Here is a 25750-nt window from a genome sequence, read left to right as displayed (position 1 = left end):
ATTGCCTTTTAAACTCTTATTTTGAAAACTATTCTCTAAAACCTGTATTTGCTTTCACTTTAACTTCTGCATAACGTTTCAAATTGTACTCTTTCGAAAGGATCGTTCCGAGATATCCGCCCAAAAACCCTAAAGGTACAGATATAATAGCTGGATTCTCTAACGGAAAGAGAGGAGTACCAATGAAAATTGCTGAACCATCTGGTGCCAACACATTAGGACTGATTGCTACTAAAATTAGCGATGTAAGAAGCCCCGTCAACATTCCAGTGACAGCTCCACTTGTATTGAAACGTTTCCAATAAATCGTATATAAAATAACTGGTAAGTTCGCACTTGCTGCAGTACAAAACGCGAGAGATACGAGAAATGCAACATTCATTTTTTGAGCAAATAATGCAAGTAAAATAGAGAACACTGCTACTCCAATAGACGCGTATCGTGCAGCTAGCATTTGCTGTCTATCCGAAATTTGACCTTTTTTAATCACTTGTCCATAAATATCATGGGCAAATGCAGACGCTCCTGCCAGCACTAATCCTGCCACTACAGCAAGGATAGTCGCAAACGATACAGCTGATACAAAGGCAAATAAAATATCTCCACCAAGCGCCTCGGCAAGTAACGGAGCAGCCATATTTCCTGCAGGATTAGCAGCAATAATTGTTTGTTCACCAACAAATGCAGCAGCCCCAAATCCTAAGAAAATCGTTAAAATATAGAAAATACCGATAATCCATGTCGCTGTAACTACTGAACTTCTAGCAGTTTTTGCATCTTTCACAGTGAAAAATCTCATTAAAATATGTGGTAATCCAGCAGTACCAAAAACTAATGCAATCATTAGAGAAATAGTCCCGAGCGGATTCGTATATTTTAATCCTGGTTGCAAATACGCTTCTCCATGGCTTGTAGCCGTTTTCATTTCAGTAAACATAAATCCGATATTAAAGTTATATTTTAGTAGAACTAAAAAGGCAATAATAATCATACCGATCATGAGTAATACTGCTTTAACAATTTGCACCCAACTCGTTGCAGTCATTCCACCAAACAATACATAAATCGTCATCATGACCCCTACAATTAATACAGCATATACATACTCAATACCAAATAATAGTTGAATTAATGCACCAGACCCAACCAATTGGGCAATCATGTAAAAAATACTAATGACGATTGTGCTAAGTGCTGCAGTTCCTCGCACTTTTCTTGCATCAAAACGAGCATTAATCATGTCAGCAAGCGTATATTTTCCTAAGTTTCTAAGTGGCTCAGCGACTAAAAACATCACCACTAAATACGCAATCAAAAATCCTATACTATAGAAAAATCCATCAAATCCAAATAATGCAATAGCACCAGCAATCCCTAAGAACGACGCGGCTGACAAATAATCACCTGCAATTGCTAAACCATTTTGCCAACCAGTTAAACCTCCACCAGCCGTATAAAATTCCCCTGTTGATTTCGTCTTTTTTGCTGCCCAATACGTAATATATAAGGTTAGTCCTACAATTAGAAGGAAAAAAAAGATTACTGTTCCATTCATTACTGGTCGCTCCCTTCCAATTGCTCCTCAACAATTTCTTCAGCCTCAACATCAAACTTAGCAAACCTTTTCACATAAACAACACATAGTACCCAAGTCATCACAAATTGCGCAACTGCAAAGATCCACGCCCAGCTTATATCCCCAATAGCTGCCTTATTCAACACTTTAGAATAAGAAGTTAATATCGGGAGTGTGAAATAAAACACGAGAAAGAAAATGGTTAACGGAATAATAAACACCTTCTTCTCATGTATCAATTGTTTAAATTTACTGCTGTTCACCACCGATTCATAATCTGGCTTCCCGAGGTGAACTTGTCTATCTTTAGTTACGGCATTCCCCATCATGTATCAATCCCCTTTACAATATTTGTTTAAGAACTTCACAAAATGTTCATATTTTCATAGTAAATTATTTTTGGTATCGGTTTCAACCGATAAATATTTCCATTTAAAATTTTGTCTATTAAGCTAACTAATCGTTATAAAAAGCTCCATTACTTGGTTAAAACGCCAATTTACAACAAAAATCGACATAAATTGATATGTATTGTTTATCAATGCCCCTAGTTATACACCTTGATTTTTGGTTTATAATCCAAGTCACGAGTTTTTTATGAAACAGAACATACTTGTTGAAGTTATATCTTACAATCTTTAATATACGTGGCAAAAACCTACCTAAATGAAACATAATCTCGCTTTAACAAAAAACTGTTCAAGTTTAAACGCTCATTACCCTCTAATTAGAACAAAGACAAATAAGGGGGAAAATAGATTCCCCCCTGTTCGAATTAATATTAAATTGTACTAACGATAAAATATAACAAAGCGTCCACAACAAAAACAAAGATGGCACCCAAGAGAAAGAGCGTACCGGTGACGGTAATATTTTTCAAATATGCCTTTTCCGGTTGAAGCGGGTCATAATAGACTGTCACTTTCTTACCAGGTTTAAAACCCGGTTTAATTGACATCATAGACCTCTTTTCATAGCTCTTTCCTTCAACTTTATATTGAAAGGAAGGATATTCATCTGGATGATCAGCTTGTTGTTCCTGAATTTCCTCTTTTGTTAGATTACTAAATAAATCTGAAAAATTAATATCTGTTTCTCTTTTAACAATAACACCTTCCGTAGCCTTTAACCCTGTCCATCTTAACCGCTGTTTCATTCCTATAAATAAAAATACTAAACCTATTAAAAAAATGATGGCGAAAATGACAATCATTCCAAACTCCTTTACTCATTTTATAGTTTGCTAAATAATAAATCTGGCTTATTTTCGTTATGTAATCTTTATTTATGAAGGGAACATACAACCAAGGCCCGACATTCCCACACACAACAAGCAATTAAACTATCATCTATTAATCTAGTCCTCTACTTAACTTTACCATTACTTTTTATCGCCAGTCCATGGATGCACTCTGAAATAAATAGCATAAACGATGATCCAAACAATAACCCACACTCCATATTTAACACTCATGTGGAGATTTGGGAATAAAACCTCTGCCAATACCCACGCAAGCAAACTCGTCAAGAAAAATCGTATAAACCGAGCAGGAATACTAGCAAGCAAAAAGGAAATGAATCCAATCCCAACTTTTGGTGCTATGACAGCATAAGCCTTATAAGGAATTCCTCGAATTGGCCCTAGCACCATCGCAAGCAAGCCACGCTGCTCCAAACTAGCTCTAACATTTTGCATCATTTTTTCCCCAATAGCGGGGACACCTAAAACAAAGCGATACGCTTGTTCGTCGCGATTTACAGACCAAAAATACATCACACTGCCACCTAGCAAAGCTCCTGCTAAAGCAATTAAACTCGCATCAAGCCCAGCACGGAAGCCATGAATTGCAAGGAGGGTTATAATAGCATCTGGGATAATGAAGAAGAAGGTCGCTTCCGCGAGTCCCCACAAAAACGCTAAAATCAGTCCAATTAAGATTAATCCCATTTTGGAAAACTCCCTTCCGCTGCAAGTCCATTCATTTTTTCTTCAAGATTATTCATAAATTCTCGCTTATTACTTTTCCATTTAAAAGGTTCTCCTATAAAAACATCACAGAAAAATGGAACGAAAACCCGTTCTCCCTTAGGAAGCGATTTCCCCAATCCATGCATAAACACTGGATAAATTGGTACATCTGGACGTTCTTTGAGCAAATAAAATATACCCGATTTTAACTTTGCCACCTGTTCTGGTTCTCCACGTGACCCTTCTGGAAACAAAATAACAATATGATTTTGATCTAGCGCCTCATAGACGCCCTTAAACAATCTTTCACGACGTTTCGGTTTCCGATCAAGCGGAATAATATGAATAATATTTAGTGCAAACCATGCGATAAATTTATTTTTCAAAAAATAATCGACAGCAGCAATCGGGCGAATCTGATGAATTTTCCTTCCCTGGAAAAGCGTCATCAATACGAGTGTATCTAAATGACTATTATGATTTGCCACGATGACAGCAGGCCCTTTTTCAGGCAAATTCTCTATTCGGCGCACATTTAAACCGAGAATAATTGTAATAAATGGCCGGATAATAAATGTAAAAAACAACCACCTAACAATCATTAGTTTGTAGCTCCTTTATGTAAAATAAAAATAGCGAATGAAATGAAAAAATAACGGCGCCGTATATGTTAAGCTGTCCACCCGGTCCAAAATACCACCATGACCTGGTATGGTTTGTCCTGAATCTTTGATTCCCAAATCTCTTTTTAAAGAGGAGATATTTACATCCCCGATAAAACCGGTCAAGCCTATTAAAAATCCAGTAAATAACGTTGCAGGCAGCGTTAATGGAGTCAGAAGCGGAGCAAGCAATAGCGCGAGCCCGGTAGTAGTTAAAACCCCACCAATTAACCCTTCCCACGTTTTATTTGGGCTCACCTTAGGAATAACTTTATGTTTTCCTAACATTTTCCCCCAAATAAATTGCGCCACATCATTGCACTGGGTCAAGATAACAATATAAAGTACGAGCCCAGCCCCGGCAGCCGCATTTGTACCTGACGTCCCGGGAAGCACAAGCAAATATGCAAGATGACTAAGTCCAAAAACCATAATCATCAATCCCCAATGGACGGAACCCATTGTCCGTAAAAAACCTTTATTCTCCCCAATTAAAATCATTTGTATCGGCAAAAATAAAAACATATATACTGGGATGAATATGATAAACATCCCGTACCAGCCAATATAAATCCAGTAAAACTGAATCGGAATAGCGAGATACGCCCAAAATAAGATTTTACGATGTGCCCGATTCGTCGGAATAAGCGACAAATATTCTTTAAATGCAAGAAAACATAAAAATGCCAAAAAAATGAGAGAAACATTATGATTAATAAGTATTGCAAACGTAAAAACAAACGCCATGACCCACCATGACTTAATTCTTGCATTCACTTCGGTAAAATCCTTGTCCCGCTTCACTTTTGTTAATATAAAAGCAATGATACTGGATAAAACTAATAGACCTAAAATACCGAGTAATACAACACCAACATCTTTAGAAACTCCATCAAACGGCAATTAATTCACCTCCTTTAGTGCTCTCTGGATTCGGATGAAAATATTAATAATAATCAGACCAACCATGATGGCAAGAATGACCGTCATCCAGAACCCTAGTAAAAATTCAAACGCACCAAAAATGGCCAATACCCCAAACATAAATGCCCGATCACTCTTCCCCATCGGGCCATCGTATCGACGGCTTGTTCCAATAACTTCTCCCATCACTCCCGCCATCTCACTAATTATCGAGACAATTACAATCAGTACAATAAGGGGAGCTGAAAACCCCGGAATAAATGCAAATGGTAGAAATAAACACGCATCGGAAACTACATCCCCTAACTCATTTAAAACATTGCCAAGCCTTGTCTTCATATCATGTTCTTTTGCCAACATCCCATCAATCGCATTCAAAGCCATTCGAACAAACATCATCACTGGAACAATTAACAATATATATGTATGTACATAAAAAAATAGTAATATCAATCCCGTGCTTACCGATAAAAAAATCGCCGCAACTGTAACCTGATTCGGTGTTACTCCTATCCTTGCTATCCGGTTTACAATCGGCCGTAATAAATTTTGAAATTGCGGCTTTATATCATAAATGCTCGCCATCCCTATCCCTCCTGTTGTATAAACTGATCACACTAGTTTTTGGGCAGCATATGTATTTGAGATCATATGAAAAAATAAATTAAAGGACTTTTGTTTCCAAGAGATTCATATTTTAAGTAACTTCCTGCACTTCACACTTCTCTATTTAATTATCATTCAGGTAATCATTCTTTTCAACGAATAATCCATCTTTTTACATATTTGATTCTTTTCTCCTAGATGAACGGAAATTATCCCCTTTTTAAACACACAAAAAAACCCCGAAAGACCTAGTCTCGCGGGGGGATATATTCATATATTAAGTAGCTTATTATTCGTTTTGTCTAAATTTATCTGCTGGTAAATTTCTTAGTACTTTAATAATTGGAGATTCTTCAATACTATTTAACAAACAGTCATTAACGATTCACCTCATCCTTTTCAGGGTCTAGTACAAAATCTTTATAACTATTAAACTGATTTCGGTTCGGGAATCCTTCTATATCTCCATTTGATTGAACGATCATTGCACCTACGATATTAGCTTGAATTAATGATTCCCGTATATTTAATCCATCTAACAGACCACTAACAAAACCAGCCGTAAATCCATCTCCTGCTCCAATTGAATCGACAACCTTGTCGACTTTAATGCCTTCTATATATTCTTCTTGATCCGCTGATTTATAATAGCAACCTTTTTCACCAAGCTTTAACACAATCGTTAACTCATCATTCATTGCTAAATAAAATTTTGAAATTTCTTCGGGTGTATCAAAGCCACATAAAAACTTTGCTTCTTCTTTTCCTGGTAAGAAGTAATCTACTAATCCAACAATCTCATGAAGCATATTTTTATAAGCTGCTTCATTATCTATTAATTTATAGCGTACATTTGGATCAAAAACAATTTTTAATCCCAATTGTTTTGCCATTTTAATTGCCGAAAAAATAGTCTCATGGCATGACTCACTTAATACTGGTGTAATACCTGTGATAAATAAATATTTTGCTTGGGCCAAATATTTATCATCTAAAACCTCTGGCCCTATATAACTGGCTGCTGTATTCTTTCGGTAATAGTAAACATTTGTTTGATTTTGGATGATGCGTTCTTTAATTAATAAACCTGTTGGATAGGTGTCATCAAATTCCACAAAACTTGTGTCCACACCATTACCTCTTAATATGTTATGAACAAAATAGCCAAATACATCGTTACTGAGTCTACTGATCCAACCTACCTTATGACCAAATCTGCTTAATCCAATAGCAACATTTGACTCCGCACCTGCTATTTGTTTCATAAATAAATGTGAATCTATAAAGGAGACATCTTGTAACGGATTAAAAACTACCATTGACTCCCCAATTGTTATAACGTCTATTTGTTTTTTCAAATGATTACCTCCACCTCCCAAAAATGATCTAGTAATCATTTTTGAATTAACCTAATTAAATCATCGACATTTGGAAGAATACATGGAATTATTTCATTTGTCTGATCAATACTTTTCATATCTTTTAATCCATGACCAGTCATTAATAGTAAGGAAGACGTTTCTGTCATATCTTTACCTTTAAAGGCTTTCCTCCATCCAGCAAGCGATGTTGCAGCAGAAGGCTCAACAAACATACCTTCTTCTTTTGCTAACTCCGATTGTGCCGCTAAAAGTTCCCCATCAGAAACATCGATACAAAGCCCACCAGATTCTCGAATAATATCAAGAGTGTACGTACCATCTTCAGAATACCCCAGTAGACCATCCCCGATTCCGCCGGCAATAGTCTGAGGATTTTCTTCCTCGGAAACATACTCTAGTCCTAATTTAAACGCTTCCGCAATTGGTGAACATCCAGTAGCTTGTACCCCAATCATTCTTGGTAATGGACAATCCAAATCAAACAATTCCTTTAATTCTTTAAACCCTTTAAATGTTCCAACTAAAAGTGGGCCAGCTCCAATTGGAACAACGACATAATCCGGCCATTGATTCAATTGAAAATGAGCTTCATATGCTACTCCTTTATCCCCCTCAATTGTATACGGATTAATGAATGTAGTCGTCAAGTTATAGTAAGGTGAAACTTCACTCAAACGTAAAGCTAAATTAAAACTATTACTATATGGTCCTTTTACCTTTATTACTTTACCACCATAGAAATGGGCCTGTTTTACTTTTTCATCTGGTGTACTCTCTGGAACTAATATAATACAATCCAATCCAAAGCGGGCAGCAAATGCAGAAACTGAAGCAGCACCATTCCCGCTTGAAGCCACGATAATTTTTTCATAACCAAATTCGAGTGCTTTTTTGATACCGGCTGCAACCGGTCTGTCTTTAAATGACCCAGATGGATTTAAAAACTCACATTTTGCATAAAGGTTTCCTGTATGGACTCTTCTTGCAGTTTTACTCAATGAAACAATCGGTGTATTTCCCTCGCCAAGTAAATTATCTGTTTTATGATCGTGAAAAATAAATGTTTGTTTAAGGTCGTTACTACTAGTTAGGTCACGTAGCTTTTCATTTTTGACATCATAAACCACATCTAATATACCATTACAATTTGGGCATTTATAAAGCGGCTTTACTTCAAAATGTTCACTACATTCAATACATTTTAATCTCATAATTTATCAACCTCATTTTCAAGTAAAGATAAACAAATGAACACAAAATTTCGTCCGGCAGTCTCAAGTTGTGATTTGTGAACGCGTTCATTTGTCACATGTGCTTGATTCAATGAGCCGGGTCCATAAATAATGGTTGGAATGTCCTTTTCCACCGCAAGAAATGGAGCCTCACATGTTGCTTCAAATGCTTTTATTTTCACATTTTCTTGGTTTTTCTCTATAACATCATAAACACTTTTTACTAATGAATGTTCTTTGTCCAATAAAAAAGAAGGAACAAACGTTTTTGTATTTATTTCATATTCTACATCTGTCTCAGTTAATAATTCATTATATTCTGCTAGAACGCCTTTATTTGTTTCACCTGGGAGCACTCTACGATCGACGATTATTGAGCAAGAGTTCGGAATAATATTTTCTGTAATCCCACCTTCAATTGTTGTTACATTACTCGTTGCGCTGCCAAAAAAGTCATGTGGTTTTAATTTTCGAATACCCTCACTATATTGGAATAATGTTGATAAAATTATATTCATTTTTTGAATAGCATTATCAGGTTCTAAAACATAAGCAGCATGACCGGCTGTTCCCTTTGTGTGAATCGTGTATCTTGCAGTTCCTTTATGTCCAATTGCAATATCCAAATCCGTCGGTTCACTAATAATTGCATAATCAACTTCAATATTTTCCTTCAAAAACTGATGCATCCCTATATTAAATACTTCCTCGTCAGCATTCAAAAATAATATTAATCGTCCTTTTTTGGGATATCCTAGCCTTTTTAGACAAATCGTTGCATAAAGCATCGCTGCAACCCCGGATTTCATATCAGCGGCACCTCTGCCATATATATAACCTTCATCGTCCTCATATGCAGAAAACGGATTATGCTCCCAATTTCCTCCGGCAGGAACCGTGTCTAGATGCCCATTATATAGGAGGGTTTTTCCTTCCATTTCTCCCTCTAAGATGGCATAAAGATTCGTCCGATTCTCATCGACATATTTCAGTTCGGAGTCAATTCCTTCTTCTTTTAATATCGATTGAATTTTTAGCGCAATTTTTTCTTCAAAATCTCCAGGATTCTCACTCGGAATCTGGATCAATTGCTTAAAAACATCTGTCAATTCTTCTGTTGAAAACACTTCATCCAAATGAAGGTACATTAATTAAACCTCCTTCACATATTTACTTGGGTAAGATTTCACATCGGTGTGTTGTTCCTTATAAAGGAAAGTTGTTCCATAATTGAAATATAAGAGCCCTGTGACAATACAGACCCCCCTTCCAATACAGGAAGGAGCCTGTACACATTATCTATCTCTTTGAACCTAAATCATATGAAATTGCTGCTGCGGATTGCTTCACTAATTTACTTAATTCATTTGTTGCCTTTTCAAACGATACTCTTGTCGACGGAGCAGAAATACTTATTGCAGCAATTGGCTTCTTATTATGATCAAAAATAGGGGCAGCGACACATCTGATTCCTTCTTCATGCTCTATATCATCTAGCGCAAAACCATCTTTCGAGATTTTCTCTAATTCCTGCCACATTTCATCAAGTGTTGTTATCGTTTTTTTCGTGAATTCCGGCATTCCTTTACGAGATAATATTTCCTTTACCTCTTCCTTTTTCAAGAATGCCAAAATAGCTTTACCAACACCTGTGCAATGCATAAGAGATCTTTTCCCAACCCTCGAATACATTCGAATCGTCTGATTTGATTCAACTTTATCGATGTAAACAACCTCATCTTTATCAAATAAACAAAGATGCACTGTCTCATTCGTTAAGTCAGAGAGTTTATTAATCTCCGCTTTTGCAATTTCTACAATACTCATATTCTCCAATGCTTGATTTGCAATAAATAAAATTTGCGTTCCAAGAATATAATTATCTGTTCTTTCATCCTTAGCAACATAATGTTGACTTAACAAAGTATTCAGCAAACGATGTGCCGTACTTTTTGCAACATTTAATTTTAACGAAAACTCCGTAACACCAACACCATCCGGATACTCTGCCAATATTTCTAATATTTTCAGAGCTCTTTCCACCGATTGTATCTTACCCATGGTTTTCTCCTTTTAAAGTATTCTATTAACTTACAATGTCTTTACATAATTCACCCATTATATGGGTAATACCAGCGTTATTTAATTTTTTGATTTAGGAAATCACGTACACTTATTCCTTTTTACCAATATGCTAATCACTAATATGTTTGACTTTTTGTTACTAACTTAATCCTGTTTTATTTCAACAACCACAAAACAAGCCCCATTTCTTTTAACCGTAAATCAATTTTACTTATCCAATAACTCCTAAAACAATTCCAATTACCTACTATTACTCTACAATATTTTTCGGTATATTCATACTACTAAAAGCATTCTGAGCAATTTTAAGATGATGCTTCGCATTTGATAACGCCGGTTGATAGTGCCCGGGTAAGAGAAGATCCACCTGATAGTTTGCCAGTTTATCAATACTTTTCTGTAAGGAATGAAGCTGAAAGTCATGTGTATACAACATCGAGATTTTCCCATCATAAAATACGGTATCCCCACTAAACAAGAAAGAATGTCCAGCAACACTTTGAACTAAAAAAGATACATCATACGCTGAATGACCTGGAGTATCAATGGCTTGCAGTGTTAATGATCCAACATGGAAATGATCCCCATCTGAAATGAGCGTATCTGCCTTGCAAGGGGTAAATTTATAATTAACAGGGTAAAATCCATTTTGTTTCGCAGTCGTTAAATCAATCTTATCTTCATTTCCGTCCCGTAAAATAGTATAAGCATCTCTAGCTACAAATACTTTTGCACCAGTTTTTTTCCTTAACATTTCAGCGCCACCAGCATGATCTGCATGTATATGTGTTAAAAATATTTTTGTTACTTGGTCCAAAGAAAACCCATGCATTTCAATATGTTGGCAAATGTTCTCAACCGACTCACCTGTTCCAGTATCAATTAAGGCAAGTTCATCATTACTATGGAGTAAATATACATTACAATCTGACGGATGTGTCCAATCAAATCCCATTTTACCACTTGCAATTAGATAAATATGTTCATTAATTTTCATCATAAACCCTCTTTACATTTGAAAAGCTCCCAATTCAATTTATATCTTCATCTACTACTTTTGCATAAACATATATGACGTTATTCCAACATCATGTAGCCTTACTTATCAATATGCACCACAAAAGCACCTAAAGATTTATACTTACAATGAAATAATTCGTTTTTCTGCAGCTGACTGAACAATAGCATCTGCAATTCTAAGTGCTTCAACCGAATCTCTTATCGGTGCGATATTGGAATGCCGATTCATTCTTACTATCTCGATGAAATGACTTAATTCTGCATGAATTGCTCCACCAATCTTTCCTTGCTCCGTTGTCCATAGCGTTAACTCTGGATGCAAAACTTCTTCCTCTGTCCAGATAGAATATCCACTATGTGAAAGTTTGAAATTAGCAGTCCCTTTCATCCCATACACTTCGATATCGGCATCAATCGTTCCGTCAAGTTCTAATGTTTCAACCAGGTTTTGTGGACCACCTTTCGGATAGAGCCATGCAGAATCTAGTGAAGCAACAATCCTATTTTCAAACGTTAATACAGTTGAAAATAAATCAGGATACGTATACCCGCTTACATTTCTTTCTGTCGCATACACTTCCACACAAGGACTATCTACATACCATAAAATTAAATCTAAATCATGAATCCCAGATTCATATACAGGATGAACACGCTTACCAAAATGATCAAACCAATTTTTACTAAAATTTCGTTTTGCACGAATCATTCCAATTTCACCAAGTTTGTCGTTTTCAATAACCTTTTTAATCGACGCATAAGGAGTACTAAAACGGCTAATATTTCCAACCATTACTTGGACATTCTTTTCAGCTGCTAGCTGTTCAATTTCTACAGCTTCTTTATATGTTGTTGCAATTGGCTTCTCAATAAATACGTGTTTTCCATGTTTTATTGCTTCAATAGCGAACATCCCATGCGTATCTTCTGAGCTAACGATATCAACAATATCAATAGCAGGGTTTTTAATTAAATCAAATGCATCTGTATATAATAATTCAATAGAGTTCTCTTTTTTTACTTGTTTTAATAATTCTTCATCTGTATCAGCAATTGCAACAATTTTACATCCCGGTAATTGTTGCAAGACTTGCAAATGTAAGCGACCGAAACGGCCAATTCCAATTATTCCAATGTTTAATTGTTTCATTATATCCTCCCTCTATTTGATATCTATCTAAAAAAACAAGAGAGGGGAGCATATAAGTTTATGCTGTCTCCCCACCACTTGACAGATTACTTTTTGCATATCTAATCCCTGAATCAATGGCCAATGCTCCTATAATAATTGCACCTTTAAATAGGTCTAAACTTGACGAGCTGATCCCAAATACAACGAGCGCGTTTGTAATTAAACTAATGATTAAAGCACCAACTAACGTTCCCCAGATCGATCCTTTTCCTCCGTAAATACTCGTTCCACCGATAACAGTTGCAGTGATCGCATCAAGTAAGATACTAATACCACCAATGTTCGGAGAAACAATTGTTACCCTTGAAACTAAGAGCATTGCTGTTAACGCAGTACAAACTCCACTGAAAAGATAAACCAAAATTTGTTGTCTTGCAATTGGTACACCTGATGATTCAGAAGATTCTGCACTACTTCCAAGTCCATATGTCCAAAGCCCAAAATTAGTGTGGTACACTAACACATAAATAATTGCAAGCAGTAAAAACGTGAGAATAAGGATGTTAGGAATGACACCTGTCGTGCCAATCCCCAAAGTTTTGAGTACTGGATTTGTTATCATTAATGTACCAGAGGTTGCAACAACAAGTGTTGCTCCCTGAATGATCGTCATTGAACTTAGTGTAACGATAAATGGCTGTACATTAAATAAACCAATGAAAAAGCCATTAAATAACCCAATCAATACTCCAGTAAGTAGCGCAAAAACCACCGCCATTACTAAAGAACCTTCATTTGTTAAAAAAGAGGCAAAAATAACAGAACAAAGAGCAACACCATATCCTGCCGATAAATCAATTCCTCCAGCAATTAGAACAACCATTGCTCCAAGTGCGAGAATTGCAACCGGTGCTGTATTGATTAAAATTTGCATCAAGTTTTGACCCGAAACAATTCTTGGATCCAAAGCCGCAAATACACCTAATAAAATAATTAATAATATAACAGGTGCAAGATCTAAAATACGAAACATTACTATGTTCTTATTCATCTTTGTTCTCACCTGTCATACTTAAAATCACTGTACAAACTTCACTCATCTCTTCAATCGATGCTCTACCTCCAGAACGGCCATAACCACTAGCACTACCTGCAGTTCCGCCGGCAGGAATTTGCGTTTCCCAATAATTACTTGCTTCATTTATATGGACAAAACCGAACTTGAGCGATTCAGCAAACTTTAGGGCTTTTTCAGTGTTTCGTGAAAATACAGCAGAAGACAATCTGTATGGACTCGATTCAATTAATTCGATTAATTCATCTTTATCCTTATATCGGACGATTGGAATGATCGGACCAAATGTTTCTTCAGTATTTAATTTCATCTCTTTTGTAACATAGTCTACGATCACAGGTTCCACATACATTTCTGTCGGCCATTCTTGACCACATGTTTTACTCAGTACTTTAGCACCCTTTATAACTGCATCTTTGACATGATCAGCAACTGTTTCAGCAGTATTTGCATTGTGGACAGGACCCATTACCGTAGTTTCATCAAATGGATCACCAAGTTTAATGTTTTCGATCCTTTCCATTAATGCCTCAGCAAAGCCATCCGCAACCGACTCATGAACAAGTACTCTTTCAGTTGAAGTACAAATTTGTCCTGCATTTACAAAACTTGCATCTACTAAACTAGTAGCCGCATGTTCAATATCTGCATCCTCAAATACAATCGTTGGTCCGTTACCACCAAGTTCTAGTAATACAGATTTTGCACCTGCCCGCGAATGAATGATTTCACCTGTTTTCGTACTTCCGGTAAAACCAATAGCGGAAGTACGTTCATGAACGACTAATGCATCTCCCGCAACTGGCCCCCGTCCAATCACTAAATTAAGTATACCTTTAGGAAGATCCGTTTCTTCCACACACTTCATAAATTCACTTGCAACAGCAGACGTACTTGTTGCAGGAACCCAGACAATTGCATTACCAGCTGCAAGGCCCGGTGCAATGTAATACGTACTGGCACTTCCAAGTGGAAAATTCCACGGACTTATTACACCATACACCCCTTTTGGTCTCCGGTATGCAAATGCACGCTTATTTTTATCTCTTGTCGGAATGATTTCAGAGTTCATCCATTTAATTTGTTCACCAGCTTCACGGAAAGCTTGTGCTGTAGTAGCAACCTCACCAAGTGCCTCCGTAATCGGCTTACCATGTTCCCTTGTTAGTAATTCAGCCAACTCTTGTTGCCTCTTACTAACAGCATCTGCAATTTGATTCAATATTTCTGCCCGCTCAAAAACAGTCATATTTTCGATGAGATGTTTGGATGCATCTGCCGCTTTTACCGCAAGGTCAACATCTTCTGCTGTCCCCAACGGAATTTGGCCAATTACTTCACCATTGACTGGACTGACTACATTTTGTTCTTCACCATTTCCTTTATGCCATTCCCCATTTATATACATTTTATATAACATAATACCACTCCATTTTTGAGATTTTACAATTACAAGATTACCTCATCATTTGTTTCAACTGCTTTTAAAATTGCATCATTAACTGCGACAGCTTGAAGAGCTTCTGGAACTGTGATGACAAATTCTTTATTATCCCTTACTGAAGTAACAAAGTGTAAAATCTCGTCCTTTAAATTCCCAGCAATTTTTCCGTTCACTTCCGGCCAATGCATTCCATCTGGCAATACTACTTTTTCTTCATTAACAATATATAATCCGTGATCAGATGTATCTACTTGAAGCACACCTTTTGTTCCAATTATTTCAAGTCCTGCATTAATACCTGAAGGCATATATTCAGGAATTGTCCACCCTACTCCCAAAGAGCCAATTGTTCCATCTTCATATTCAAAGTTAGCGAAAATCGCGTCTTCTGATTTCACATTATATGAAGGCATAATTTTAGAAACGGAACGAGCAAATACTTTTTTAATTTTTTTGCCTGTTACCCATTGTAGTGCATCCACATCATGAACACCTAGGTAGAATAAGACTGAACTCTTACCATTCATACGTACTCCAACATCAATGTTTGAGAAACGTTTTGCTGATATGTGGACAACATCACCAATTTCGCCGTTACGAATTGCTGCTGCAGCGCCAGCATATCTCGCATCAAAACGCATAACATGACCGATCATAAGTCTAGCATTACCTTTATCTGCAGCCTCAGCTATTTTCTTAGCTCCTTCTAATGTATCAGCCATTGGTTTTTCAAGTAAAACAGCTTTACCGGCTAATAAAATTTTAGACGTAACATCGACATGCAATCGATCCGGAAGTACAACAGAGTATGCATCGATTAAATCCGTATGAATTACTTCCTCTACATCTTTAATAAATTTAACTCCATATTCATCAGCGACTTGCTGACCAAGTTCTTCGTTTAAATCAATAATTGCTACAAGTTCTGCAGAATCACATTCTGAAATAGTTCTTGCGTGCATTTGTCCCATAACACCAGCACCAACAACCGCCATCTTTACTCTTTTCATGTTATTGCACCTCTTTTTGATTAGTCTCTTTTTTTATACCAAGAGCATAGTTCATTACTTGCTCCTCTGTTGCACCATGTTCCAGTTCTCCAACACTTCTACCTTCATGCATGACAACTATTCTATCTCCGACATTCAGTGCCTCTGTTAATTCAGAAGAAACAATTAAAATGGCAACTCCTTGTTTCTTTAATTCTGCTATAAGCTCGTGAATTTCTGCTTTTGCACCAACATCTACACCTCTTGTTGGATCATCTAATAATAATATTTTTGGTTTTGTTAACAACCATTTTCCTAGAACGACCTTTTGCTGATTACCACCTGATAAATAATCGACTAGTTTATTTGGATCTGGTGGACGAACATTCATTTTTTTAATGCTTTCAAACACATTTTGTTTTTCTTCCTTCATTGGAATAAAACTAAATTTACTTTGCTTTTGTATCCAAGCTATCGTTAAATTTTCGGCAACAGACATTGTTGGGATAAACCCTGAAGCATGTCGGTCTTCCGGAATATAAGCCATTTCACATTGTTGATACATTTTTCTCGGGCTCATATGGTGGATTTCTTGGCCATCAATTTTCACTGTACCTGATGCGAGCTTGCTCATACCAAAAATTGCATTTAATATTTCTGTACGTCCAGAACCCATTAATCCAGCTAAAACAACAATTTCTCCTTTTCGTACGTTAAAAGAAGCATCTTTTAGTAATCCACCATCGCTAATATTTTCTACTTCAATTGCAACATCACCGACTTCAGATTTCGTGTATGGGAAAATATTATCTATCTTTCTACCTACCATCATATTAACAATCGCAGATTCTGATGTTTCTGGTAGATCCGCATTCCCAATAAATTTACCATCCCGTAAAACTACTGCACGATTACATAATTTATATAATTCGTCCATTTTGTGAGAAATATATAAAATAGCAACATTACGTTTTCTTAATTCTTCGATTAATAGATATAATCGTTCACTTTCACTTTTGGATAAAGATGACGTAGGTTCGTCCATGATCATAAACCAAGGATTACCAATTGTAGCTTTGACCACTTCTATCAATTGACGTTGCCCTACTGTCAATTTATTAATCTTGATATTAGGGTCAATATCGAGATTAAATTCATCCAATAAATCCTTTGTTTTTTTGCTCATAATTCGCTTTGAAAGTAACGGTAATCCTTTAATTTTCACTTCTCGTCCAAGAAATAAATTTTCTGTAATCGTAAGTTCAGGTACTAAACTATAATGTTGGTGAACAACACCGATTCCTGCTTCCCGAGAATGTTTCGCATTATCAAATACAATTTTATTACCGTTAATTTCGATATCTCCACGTGACGGCTTAATTATTCCCGATAAAATTTTAACAAGTGTTGATTTACCAGCACCATTTTCCCCAACAAGTGCAACTACTTCACCTGTTTTAATTTCCATTTCAATATTAGTTAACGCCGGAAATCCAGAGTAATTTTTTCCAATATTATTCAACCTAATAACACTGCTATCAATATTCTTTTGAGTTGAAGGATTGTTATTACTCTTTTTAAAGCTGAATTTCGATTTTTTTATACTTTCAATTGTTTCGGAACTGTAAAGAAGGACAGAAAGTAACACCATCCCACCAGTAACTAAATAGGTAACTTCTTGCGGAGCACCAAAGAACGAAAGTCCAGTTCTAATGATCGTAACTAAGATAACCCCGAATAAAGTACCTATAACTGTCCCGACTCCTCCACTTAGTAATGTACCACCAATAATAACTCCTGTAATAACGTCAAATTCTAATCCCATACCGCCTAATGGTTGAGCTGATTGAACTCTACCAATTAATAGAATAGAAGCGACACCTGCGGAAACACCAGTTGCAACATAAGTTAAAAATTGTATTAGTTTTACTTTTACAGCGGAAGCTCTTGCTGCTTCAAAGTTTCCACCTAACGCATAGACGTAGCGCCCTGTTGTTGTACGGTTTAGTAATACCCACCAAAATAAAAGTAGTAATAATGTAATAATGATCGTAAAGGGGATTGGACCTAAAAAAGCTGAACCAGCCCAACTAATTGTCGGATCTTGAATACTTATACTCGATGCATTTGATAAACTTAGTGCTGCACCATGCCCGAATGCCATTGTTCCCAAAGTAGCAATGAAAGGACTAATATTTAGATTCGTTACCAAAAATCCATTTAAGGCACCGACTAGTGCACCAGCTAAGAGAACCACTAGGAGTACAGTAAAAGAACTCATTCCACTTTGAAATGCAAGTGCCCCAACAATACCTGAAACAGCCAATGTAGAACCAACCGATAAATCAATCCCTTTAGCAAGGATCACTGCTGTCATGGCAAATGCAATAACAGCTGTGATAGCCATTTGATGACCCATGCTAAGAAAATTATTTATGCTGATAAATTTTGGATTCATAAAACCAAATAAAACTAACAACAGTAAACTAATACTAATTATTATTAAATTAACTCTAGTTGAACGGTTAATTTTATTAAAAACTTCGATTAGTTTATTATTATTTTTTCCCATTTTACTTTTCACTCATCATCTCATCACTTACTTCTGGACCAAACTCATTAACGTAATCTAGGAAAACACCTTCCGCATCTTTAGGAGTAATATAATCAAATTCTAATCCTTTATCAGCTAACATTTTTGCAGTTTCGTCTGAAGTAATGTAGTGTGTCGGCATCGCTAAATCTTTAGAGAACTCAGTACCATTAACAATTCTAGCTGCAACTGCAATATTCCAGTAACCGATTCGGTATGAACCAGTCATAGAATCAAGTAACATTCTACCGTCATTGATAAATGTTTCCATTTCCATCTCTCCATCATACCCACCGAAAATTAAACCATCTCTCCCCATAGTTTCTGCAGCAGACATTGCAGCAATACCAAGTGGATCATGTGCAAATGCGATTCCGTCTAAATCAGGATAGTTGTTTAACCAAGTTTCGGTAATTTTTTGTGCTTCAGCTGTATCAAATTCAGTCGGTTGGTTCCCAACAATTTCAATATTAGGAAATTCTTTTTCTATTGTTTCAATAAATCCAGCTTCTCTTTCATCAGAAACATAGTTCCCTTTTGATAAAGATAGATAAGCAATTTGACCTTTTCCATCAAGTGCTGTACCAAATACTTTTGCTAGCATCGCCATATTGTCATAGTCGGGATATAGAGTATTGTAATTCCAATCTCCTTCAACCTTATTACCCATTGTAATAATTTCAATACCTGCTTCTTCTGCTTTTTCAATTACAGGAATGATTGCATTTTTGTCAGATGGATCAATTAAAATTGCATCTACACCTTGTTGAATAAAGTTTTCAATCAATGATATTTGTTTTTCAACAGATCCGTCCGCACTTTGCCAAATAGTTTTTACACCATAATCTTTAGCGGCTTGATCTCCTGCTTCTTTCATTTGGATGAAGAATGGATTTGTTAAATCAATCGCGACAATTCCTAGCGTCTTTTGACTTCCATCTGTGGCTAGTTCTTCTGGATTATTATCATTTGATTCAGTATCATTATTACTCGTATTAGAATCAGAACTACCACCGCTACAAGCTGCAACTAACAATATGGTACAAAGTACAAATACCATCATAATAATATTCTTTTTGTTAAATCCCATTTCGTTTCCTCCCTAAATTAAAATGTTCATATGTTTTTATGTTTGTACAACTTTCTGAAGTGATATTAAATCTGCTAACCACCTCCTTATGTAAAATTTTATTTTAAAAGGATATATTACTTATTGTTCCTTAGTACAGAATACCGTTCCATTAATGATCGAGAATTTAAAATCGTATCTGTAGATACAAGAAAACGATTACAAAGTAATCAAATTTGATAATTAAAACTAATTTAATATTTAATCGGGAGAGCTAAATATTTCTAGTGTGAACGTCATTATTCCGTTACGACTAGAATAAAGAACGTTTTTGCACCATTCTGTCTAGTTAAATAGACAAATACTAATTTAAAAATCTATCATTCCGAATTAAGGAACAATGTTCTTTCTTTAGAAATTAAAATTTTCATGACAGAAAACGATTACATTATAATTACTACATTTTATGTTCCTTATAACGGAACATCGTTCTATAGTTAGGGAAATAAAAAATAAATTACTCTCTTCATTAATGTAAGGGCATTCAGTTTGCTAAAAATTAGCTACATAAGGAAATTTTAAAATAATATATTCTTTCTGAATAATTAACGTAAAAAGATAATATCACATAAAAATAAAATTTACAATACAATAAATTTGAAAACTAGTGATTTTTGAGAAAATTCCATATAAATACTCTGCGTATTCATCGTTTTATGCGATCCACCATCTGTCTACGGCCTATCTCTTAACAATAATTTCCAATATTCTTCTTACAGGTTAACTGATCTAAAATATGATTAGGATTTTTTCCTAATAATCACTTCTCCATTTAAACTCAGTTCTATTTATTCCCAAAGGTATAGTGTTAGATTAATATGAATTATAGAACTATTCTCTTTACAAAAAGTCTTCGTAACCTTTGCTATCGCACTCTAATTTCTCTGTGTTATGTGATGGAGATCCATTAACAAGGCTGATCGTTCTCCTGTTCATCCACGAAATGGTTTAGACATTTGAATTGCTGTTCCTCTGCCTTTGCCAGGGCCGATAAATTCAATTGCTAGCGTTCCAATTACGTATGTAAACCATCATGCTTTGCTGTCGTTATAAAGGATCAACACCTAGGGACTACTTTTTTCAAGTAATACCAAGCTTTTTTATTATGTGCTATTTAAGTAGCGTGTTAAAGGATGGTTATTTGTGTGAATGTTTTAGATTTAATTCTGCTCCTAACTCGGTTATTCGCCGTACTGCACGTTGGAAGTTTGGCTTTGAATTGTTTGTATGTCTTTATGTATCGACTGTACATCATCAGATAAGCTTTTAACATATCCGCTTTATACATTCGAGTTCGTTTTTTCCATTTACTTCAGAAAGCGTCGATGTTAATGCCTTAGTGGAAGAGGATAGCGTGGAAATAGCTTGTTTAATGGTAGCTTCTTTAAGATTTAATTCCATTACGTAAATGCCTACCTTTGTTTACTCCTAAGATAACTTAACTGTGTACGTTTGGTTAACAGAATTTAATAAAAATAACCGTTTATTACTAGGTACGTATTTAGTTTAAACGGAAAGGACTAATTTTAATTCATGTAAAAAGTACTACTGTATTTATTACGTTAAGTATAAATCTGGAGAAACAATGTAGTGAACTATTTTCAATTACATGTTGAGGTAACGTGTTATGGGTTTATTTTATTTAGCCCCATCAAAATTTTAAATCTTTTCTCTAAAATTCTTTTCGATTCAAAGTTACTCATTCGAACCTAGACGCATATGCTAGTGAAAAAGCGGAGGAATAAAAAAATGTATATAAATCCTTATTTTTATGGAACACAACTATATCCAGCAAATTTTAATGGGATTCCAGAAAGTTCGATGGGCCAATATGATCCAATGCTTTACCCTGAGGCAACACTCCAACAGGTAAATTCTCAGCAAATTTTACAAAATATACGAACCGAGCATTCTAATTTATATTCACAGCTCGAACGATATGGTATGAATCGCCAAACGATTAATAGCATCTTTTTCTTTGTCATTTCCTTTACGATCAATCAAGCGGGAACAAATATGTCTGCAACCCAAATTTATAATCGTCTTCAAACACAAGCGCCTTGGATTAATCAATTATTTAGACAATTTAATGTTCCGCAAAACGTCGTCAATCAAGTATTGACGAGTGTCATTCAAATCACATTAGATATGATCAGACAAGAAGGTAATCAACCTAACCAGAACTGGGAAGGTTGGGAAAACTTAGGTGGGACCTTAACTTCGGCACCAACTGTAGCCTCCTGGCAACAAAATAGGCTTGATGTTTTTGCAAGAGGAACGGATAACGCACTGTGGCACATCTGGTGGGATGGTCGAAGATGGAGTAGTTGGGAAAGCCTCGGCGGCATCTTAACTTCAGCTCCAGGGGCAGTATCTTGGGGGCCAAATCGTATCGATGTTTTCGGAAGAGGAACAGATAATGCACTGTGGCATAAATGGTGGGACGGAAATAACTGGAGCGAATGGGAAAGTCTCGGCGGAAGCCTCTCGAGTGGGCCTGCAGTTTCTTCTCGTAGCTCTAATCGACTCGACGTTTTCGTTCGCGGTACGGATAATGCATTATATAAAAAGTCATGGAACGGAAGACGGTGGGAAGACTGGGAAAACCTTGGAGGACAGATTACATCCGAACCTGCTGCTGTTTCTTGGGGACCGAATCGTATCGATGTATTTGCTAGAGGTACGGACAATGCGCTTTGGCATAAATGGTGGGACGGAAATAACTGGAGCGAATGGGAGAGCCTTGGAGGTGTACTCACTTCAGCACCAACTGTTTCCTCACGTCGCACTAATCGCCTAGAAGTATTTGTCCGCGGAACAGATAATGCATTATATAGAAGAGCATGGAATGGAAGACGATGGGAGGACTGGCAACGCATTGGTGGAAATTTAACCTCCGCGCCAGCTGCGGTATCTTGGGGACCAAACAGAACTGACGTATTTGCTAGAGGACAAAACCAAAACCTTATTCATTTGTGGCGAGGTAGGTAAAAAAATTTGACCAGCTTTGGACTTTCTGTATGAATGCTGGTCTTTATTGGAAATTGATGGTGTGAGTATGTTGTTCAAGATTTTTATCGGATCATTGAAATGACACTATCTTAGGGTTTCAACTAAAATTTATATATGATTATTTTAAAGTAATCCTTTTCCAAGACATTTTTTCTACAAAGGGAAATCTATCCTATATCTGTCTACACCTTTTCTCATAATAATAATTTGAGCCTATATTCCTTCACCGAAATATAGGCTCAAAACTCTTATGACTATTTTCCTGAATTGTTTCTTTCTTTTCTACTACTAAAGAACCCAGCTAATCCAGCAATCATGGCCATGAAACCACCCATTAACCAATTAAACGTTGACGAAGCAGTATTAGGAAGAACTTTTCCATTATTACTACTACCACCATTCGTGTCACTACCGCTACTAGTTCCTACTACGACTCCACCATTATCATTTGTTCCATTTCCGTCGGTACTTCCATTTCCTCCATTGTCTCCACTTCCACCATTTGAACCAGTTAGATCCTCACCTGCTTGTCCATCATCGTCAACCGCTTGTACCGTTATATAAATAGAATCACTGGTATTTGTATCTTCATCAATTTGAAATAATTCTACCTCAGTACCTGCTGTCAATGGGTCTACCAGTCCAATGCTATACCTTCCGTCTTCACCAACAAATCCCGTTCCAAGCACGTTCCCATTTATCATACTAATAACCATTAATCCTGGTGTACCTTCTCCAGTAATAGATGTATCACCCTCATAAACAGGATCAATATTCGGAACATCTAAGACGATATCTCCATCATCATCGGCCGCTTGTACCATTTCATAAATAGAGTCACTGGTATTTGCATCTTCGTCAATTTGATATAATTCTACCTCAGTACCTGCTGTCAATGGATCTACCAATCCAATGCTATACCTTCCGTCTTCACCAACGAATCCCGCACCAAGCACGAACCCATCTACTGCAGCAATAACCATAAATCCTGGTGTACCTTTGCCAGTAATAAATTTATCACCTTCATATATAGGATCAAAACCGGGAACATCTAATATGATATCTTCATCGCTATCCCCATCGGCGTCAGCGTCAGCATCAGCGTCGGCATCAGCGTCGGCGTCAGCGTCAGCATCGGCATCGGCGTCGGCGTCGGCATCGGCGTCGGCATCAGCGTCGGCGTCAGCGTCGGCATCTGCGTCGGCATCTGCGTCAGCATCGGCGTCTCCATCTGCCTCATCTGAAATTACTATAGTTGTACTATCTTGCAAACTCGATAGTAACTCAGCATCGATCGTTGATGTATTGATTCCTTCAGCGTACACCGGAATTGCTCCAGCCGTATTCACCGGTTTATCGACTAATGCATTTAGATCAACCGTCGTTTCACCCATTAATTGAATCCCTGCTAAATCATTCGCTAAATCGATTGTTCCATTTGAAATATCATCAACCAGACCAACAACTTCATTCAACGCTAAGTTTACTCCATCTAATACCCCATTGATCAGATCATTCAGCCCACCAATAATAAATCCGACTCCCGGGATATTTTCCGCAGCTGGTAAAATGGCTAATTCTATATTATTAATTGCATCTACAACATCTTGTAACAACTTTACAACGACATCGTTAACTGTTGTTTCTAAGTGATTTCCTAATCCATCTGAAAAAACAACAGATATAGTTCCATCTTCTCCCACATTTGGTGTAATGGTATCTTCATATGCAAGTAAATCAGTTAAAGCAGCATCTACATTATTTAATGCGTCAACAGCCTGTTGTAATTCTGGGATCCCTTCTATCGTTAAAAACTCATCCGGGATAATGGAACTTTGTAGCTCATCAACTACACTTAGAAGTTCGCCAACTGTATCATTTAATACAGCTGTTGTATTATTTAATGCTGCTCCTAAAGCAGGTAAGTCGTCCATCGTTATTGGCAAAATTTCAACACGTACATCAGCTGGCCCATCAACAGTCATTTCTCCTGCCAAATCTGGTATGTAAAATAAAGCAACACGTTCAGGATTTGCCAACTCAGCATCAGCTAATCCTGTACCAGTCAATGTAAAATTAAGCCGATGATGATCTTGTAATTCAGTAACTTCAGCACCAATCGTAACATCTGTAAGCAATTTAACCTCGGCGAGACTTGCAGCCGAAACTGAATTTGTATTCAATACATTTCTAAAATCATTGTTAGACGATTCCATAGTTCCTATCGACAACGGACTAAATACAAGAGCAGAAGCAATTGCCGAAGTAGCAATTATTTTTTTCGTTTTATTCGTATTTCTGATTTGATTGTTTCGTAGTTTTCGCTTATAATCAAAATTCTTCAAAAAAACATCCTCCTCACATATTGAAAAACAAATTTTACAACGTAAACTGATCTTCCATATTGAGAAAAGATTTTATAAATAACGCCCTCCTTTTTAAAGTAAAATAGATTGGTAGAAAAAAGTTAACTGATTGACCTACCTTTCCTTAAATCAAATACTCTATAAGTTAAATGATAGAAAAGACTATTTTTTAATACAACTGCGTTTCTTCCTATCTTTTCCATTAAAACATAAGGAAAATATTCATTTACTTCCAATAATTTCAATTTAGCTGTACTTAAGTATGATTGAGTAATAAAACAAAATACGACTTCTATTTATCTTTTTTGACATATAAATTGTCTAAAACAATTGTAATATTTTCCTTACTGACTTACGTACGACATTTTTTATCCGAAATAAAATACATTTTAGCCGGACAATTGAGAGATAAATTTATATAATGTTGAAGAAGAAAAGTGTTTATCCAAGGGGACTCCAACGAGCAAATAATTCAAAAATAAAAAATTTGTCCGAGGATGATCCAACGGACAAAAACGGTTAAAATATGTATGGTTGTCTTTAATTTCTTCTTA

General features: G+C 36.3%; 20 protein-coding genes. 1 reads left to right on the top strand and 19 read right to left on the bottom strand.

The window, feature by feature from the left end; translation table 11 throughout:
- Positions 1 to 28: 28 nt before the first annotated feature.
- The 18 genes from SPD48_RS05810 to SPD48_RS05725 all read right to left on the bottom strand — a co-directional run bounded on the left by SPD48_RS05810 (position 29) and on the right by SPD48_RS05725 (position 19779).
- Positions 29 to 1555 (bottom strand): solute symporter family protein, encoded by a 1527-nt coding sequence (locus tag SPD48_RS05810; RefSeq protein ID WP_336257141.1) that lies wholly within the window; start codon positions 1553 to 1555, stop codon positions 29 to 31.
- A complete protein-coding gene (locus tag SPD48_RS05805; RefSeq protein WP_442962119.1) occupies positions 1555 to 1902 on the bottom strand; it encodes a DUF485 domain-containing protein in 348 nt (115 codons plus the stop codon). The genes SPD48_RS05810 and SPD48_RS05805 overlap by 1 nt, the downstream gene beginning before the upstream one ends.
- Before the next feature lie 455 nt (positions 1903 to 2357).
- The gene (locus SPD48_RS05800; RefSeq protein ID WP_336257139.1) at positions 2358 to 2789 is read right to left on the bottom strand and encodes a DUF3592 domain-containing protein; all 432 of its coding nucleotides are present in this window, start codon (positions 2787 to 2789) and stop codon (positions 2358 to 2360) included.
- A 168-nt stretch (positions 2790 to 2957) separates the two neighbouring features.
- The gene (locus tag SPD48_RS05795) at positions 2958 to 3524 is read right to left on the bottom strand and encodes a hypothetical protein (RefSeq protein WP_336257138.1); all 567 of its coding nucleotides are present in this window, start codon (positions 3522 to 3524) and stop codon (positions 2958 to 2960) included.
- On the bottom strand, positions 3515 to 4147 hold the full coding sequence (locus SPD48_RS05790) for a lysophospholipid acyltransferase family protein (protein ID WP_336257137.1): 633 nt from the start codon (positions 4145 to 4147) through the stop codon (positions 3515 to 3517). The genes SPD48_RS05795 and SPD48_RS05790 overlap by 10 nt, the downstream gene beginning before the upstream one ends.
- A 15-nt stretch (positions 4148 to 4162) precedes the next feature.
- Positions 4163 to 5110, bottom strand: coding sequence for a phosphatidate cytidylyltransferase (locus SPD48_RS05785; RefSeq protein ID WP_336257136.1), 948 nt, complete (start codon positions 5108 to 5110; stop codon positions 4163 to 4165).
- Entirely contained in the window at positions 5111 to 5716 is a 606-nt protein-coding gene (locus SPD48_RS05780) for a CDP-alcohol phosphatidyltransferase family protein (protein WP_336257135.1), read from the bottom strand.
- A 398-nt stretch (positions 5717 to 6114) separates the two neighbouring features.
- On the bottom strand, positions 6115 to 7095 hold the full coding sequence (locus SPD48_RS05775; protein WP_336257134.1) for a sugar kinase: 981 nt from the start codon (positions 7093 to 7095) through the stop codon (positions 6115 to 6117).
- Between the two features lie 35 nt (positions 7096 to 7130).
- On the bottom strand, positions 7131 to 8330 hold the full coding sequence (thrC, locus tag SPD48_RS05770; protein WP_336257133.1) for a threonine synthase: 1200 nt from the start codon (positions 8328 to 8330) through the stop codon (positions 7131 to 7133).
- Positions 8327 to 9499 carry a M20 family metallopeptidase gene (locus SPD48_RS05765; RefSeq protein ID WP_336257132.1) on the bottom strand — a complete coding sequence of 391 codons (1173 nt, stop codon included), beginning with the start codon at positions 9497 to 9499 and terminating at the stop codon, positions 8327 to 8329. Before SPD48_RS05765 ends, thrC begins: the two co-directional genes overlap by 4 nt.
- Before the next feature lie 151 nt (positions 9500 to 9650).
- The gene (locus tag SPD48_RS05760) at positions 9651 to 10412 is read right to left on the bottom strand and encodes an IclR family transcriptional regulator (RefSeq protein WP_336257131.1); all 762 of its coding nucleotides are present in this window, start codon (positions 10410 to 10412) and stop codon (positions 9651 to 9653) included.
- 274 nt (positions 10413 to 10686) lie between these two features.
- Positions 10687 to 11433 carry an MBL fold metallo-hydrolase gene (locus SPD48_RS05755; protein ID WP_336257130.1) on the bottom strand — a complete coding sequence of 249 codons (747 nt, stop codon included), beginning with the start codon at positions 11431 to 11433 and terminating at the stop codon, positions 10687 to 10689.
- Positions 11434 to 11577: 144 nt separating this feature from the next.
- Positions 11578 to 12606 carry a Gfo/Idh/MocA family protein gene (locus tag SPD48_RS05750; protein ID WP_336257129.1) on the bottom strand — a complete coding sequence of 343 codons (1029 nt, stop codon included), beginning with the start codon at positions 12604 to 12606 and terminating at the stop codon, positions 11578 to 11580.
- A 58-nt stretch (positions 12607 to 12664) separates the two neighbouring features.
- The gene (locus tag SPD48_RS05745; RefSeq protein WP_336257128.1) at positions 12665 to 13639 is read right to left on the bottom strand and encodes an ABC transporter permease; all 975 of its coding nucleotides are present in this window, start codon (positions 13637 to 13639) and stop codon (positions 12665 to 12667) included.
- The gene (locus tag SPD48_RS05740; protein WP_336257127.1) at positions 13632 to 15083 is read right to left on the bottom strand and encodes an aldehyde dehydrogenase family protein; all 1452 of its coding nucleotides are present in this window, start codon (positions 15081 to 15083) and stop codon (positions 13632 to 13634) included. Before SPD48_RS05740 ends, SPD48_RS05745 begins: the two co-directional genes overlap by 8 nt.
- Before the next feature lie 29 nt (positions 15084 to 15112).
- Positions 15113 to 16117, bottom strand: a complete 1005-nt coding sequence (locus tag SPD48_RS05735; protein WP_336257126.1) for a Gfo/Idh/MocA family protein — start codon at positions 16115 to 16117, stop codon at positions 15113 to 15115.
- A 1-nt stretch (position 16118) separates the two neighbouring features.
- Positions 16119 to 18680 carry an ATP-binding cassette domain-containing protein gene (locus tag SPD48_RS05730; protein WP_336257125.1) on the bottom strand — a complete coding sequence of 854 codons (2562 nt, stop codon included), beginning with the start codon at positions 18678 to 18680 and terminating at the stop codon, positions 16119 to 16121.
- A complete protein-coding gene (locus SPD48_RS05725) occupies positions 18670 to 19779 on the bottom strand; it encodes a sugar ABC transporter substrate-binding protein (protein WP_336257124.1) in 1110 nt (369 codons plus the stop codon). Before SPD48_RS05725 ends, SPD48_RS05730 begins: the two co-directional genes overlap by 11 nt.
- A gap of 1788 nt (positions 19780 to 21567) precedes the next feature.
- Here SPD48_RS05725 and SPD48_RS05720 point away from each other — a divergent pair.
- Positions 21568 to 22809 carry a sialidase gene (locus tag SPD48_RS05720; RefSeq protein WP_336257123.1) on the top strand — a complete coding sequence of 414 codons (1242 nt, stop codon included), beginning with the start codon at positions 21568 to 21570 and terminating at the stop codon, positions 22807 to 22809.
- Positions 22810 to 23084: 275 nt separating this feature from the next.
- Here SPD48_RS05720 and SPD48_RS05715 read toward each other — a convergent pair whose 3' ends face one another.
- The gene (locus SPD48_RS05715) at positions 23085 to 25175 is read right to left on the bottom strand and encodes an adhesive domain-containing protein (protein WP_336257122.1); all 2091 of its coding nucleotides are present in this window, start codon (positions 25173 to 25175) and stop codon (positions 23085 to 23087) included.
- Positions 25176 to 25750 lie beyond the last annotated feature (575 nt).

This window comes from Pseudogracilibacillus sp. SE30717A (genome assembly GCF_037071985.1).
Lineage (GTDB): Bacteria > Bacillota > Bacilli > Bacillales > Amphibacillaceae > Pseudogracilibacillus.
The sequence above is the reverse complement of the archived record's forward strand: the minus strand, read 5'-3'. Positions and strand labels throughout refer to the sequence as shown.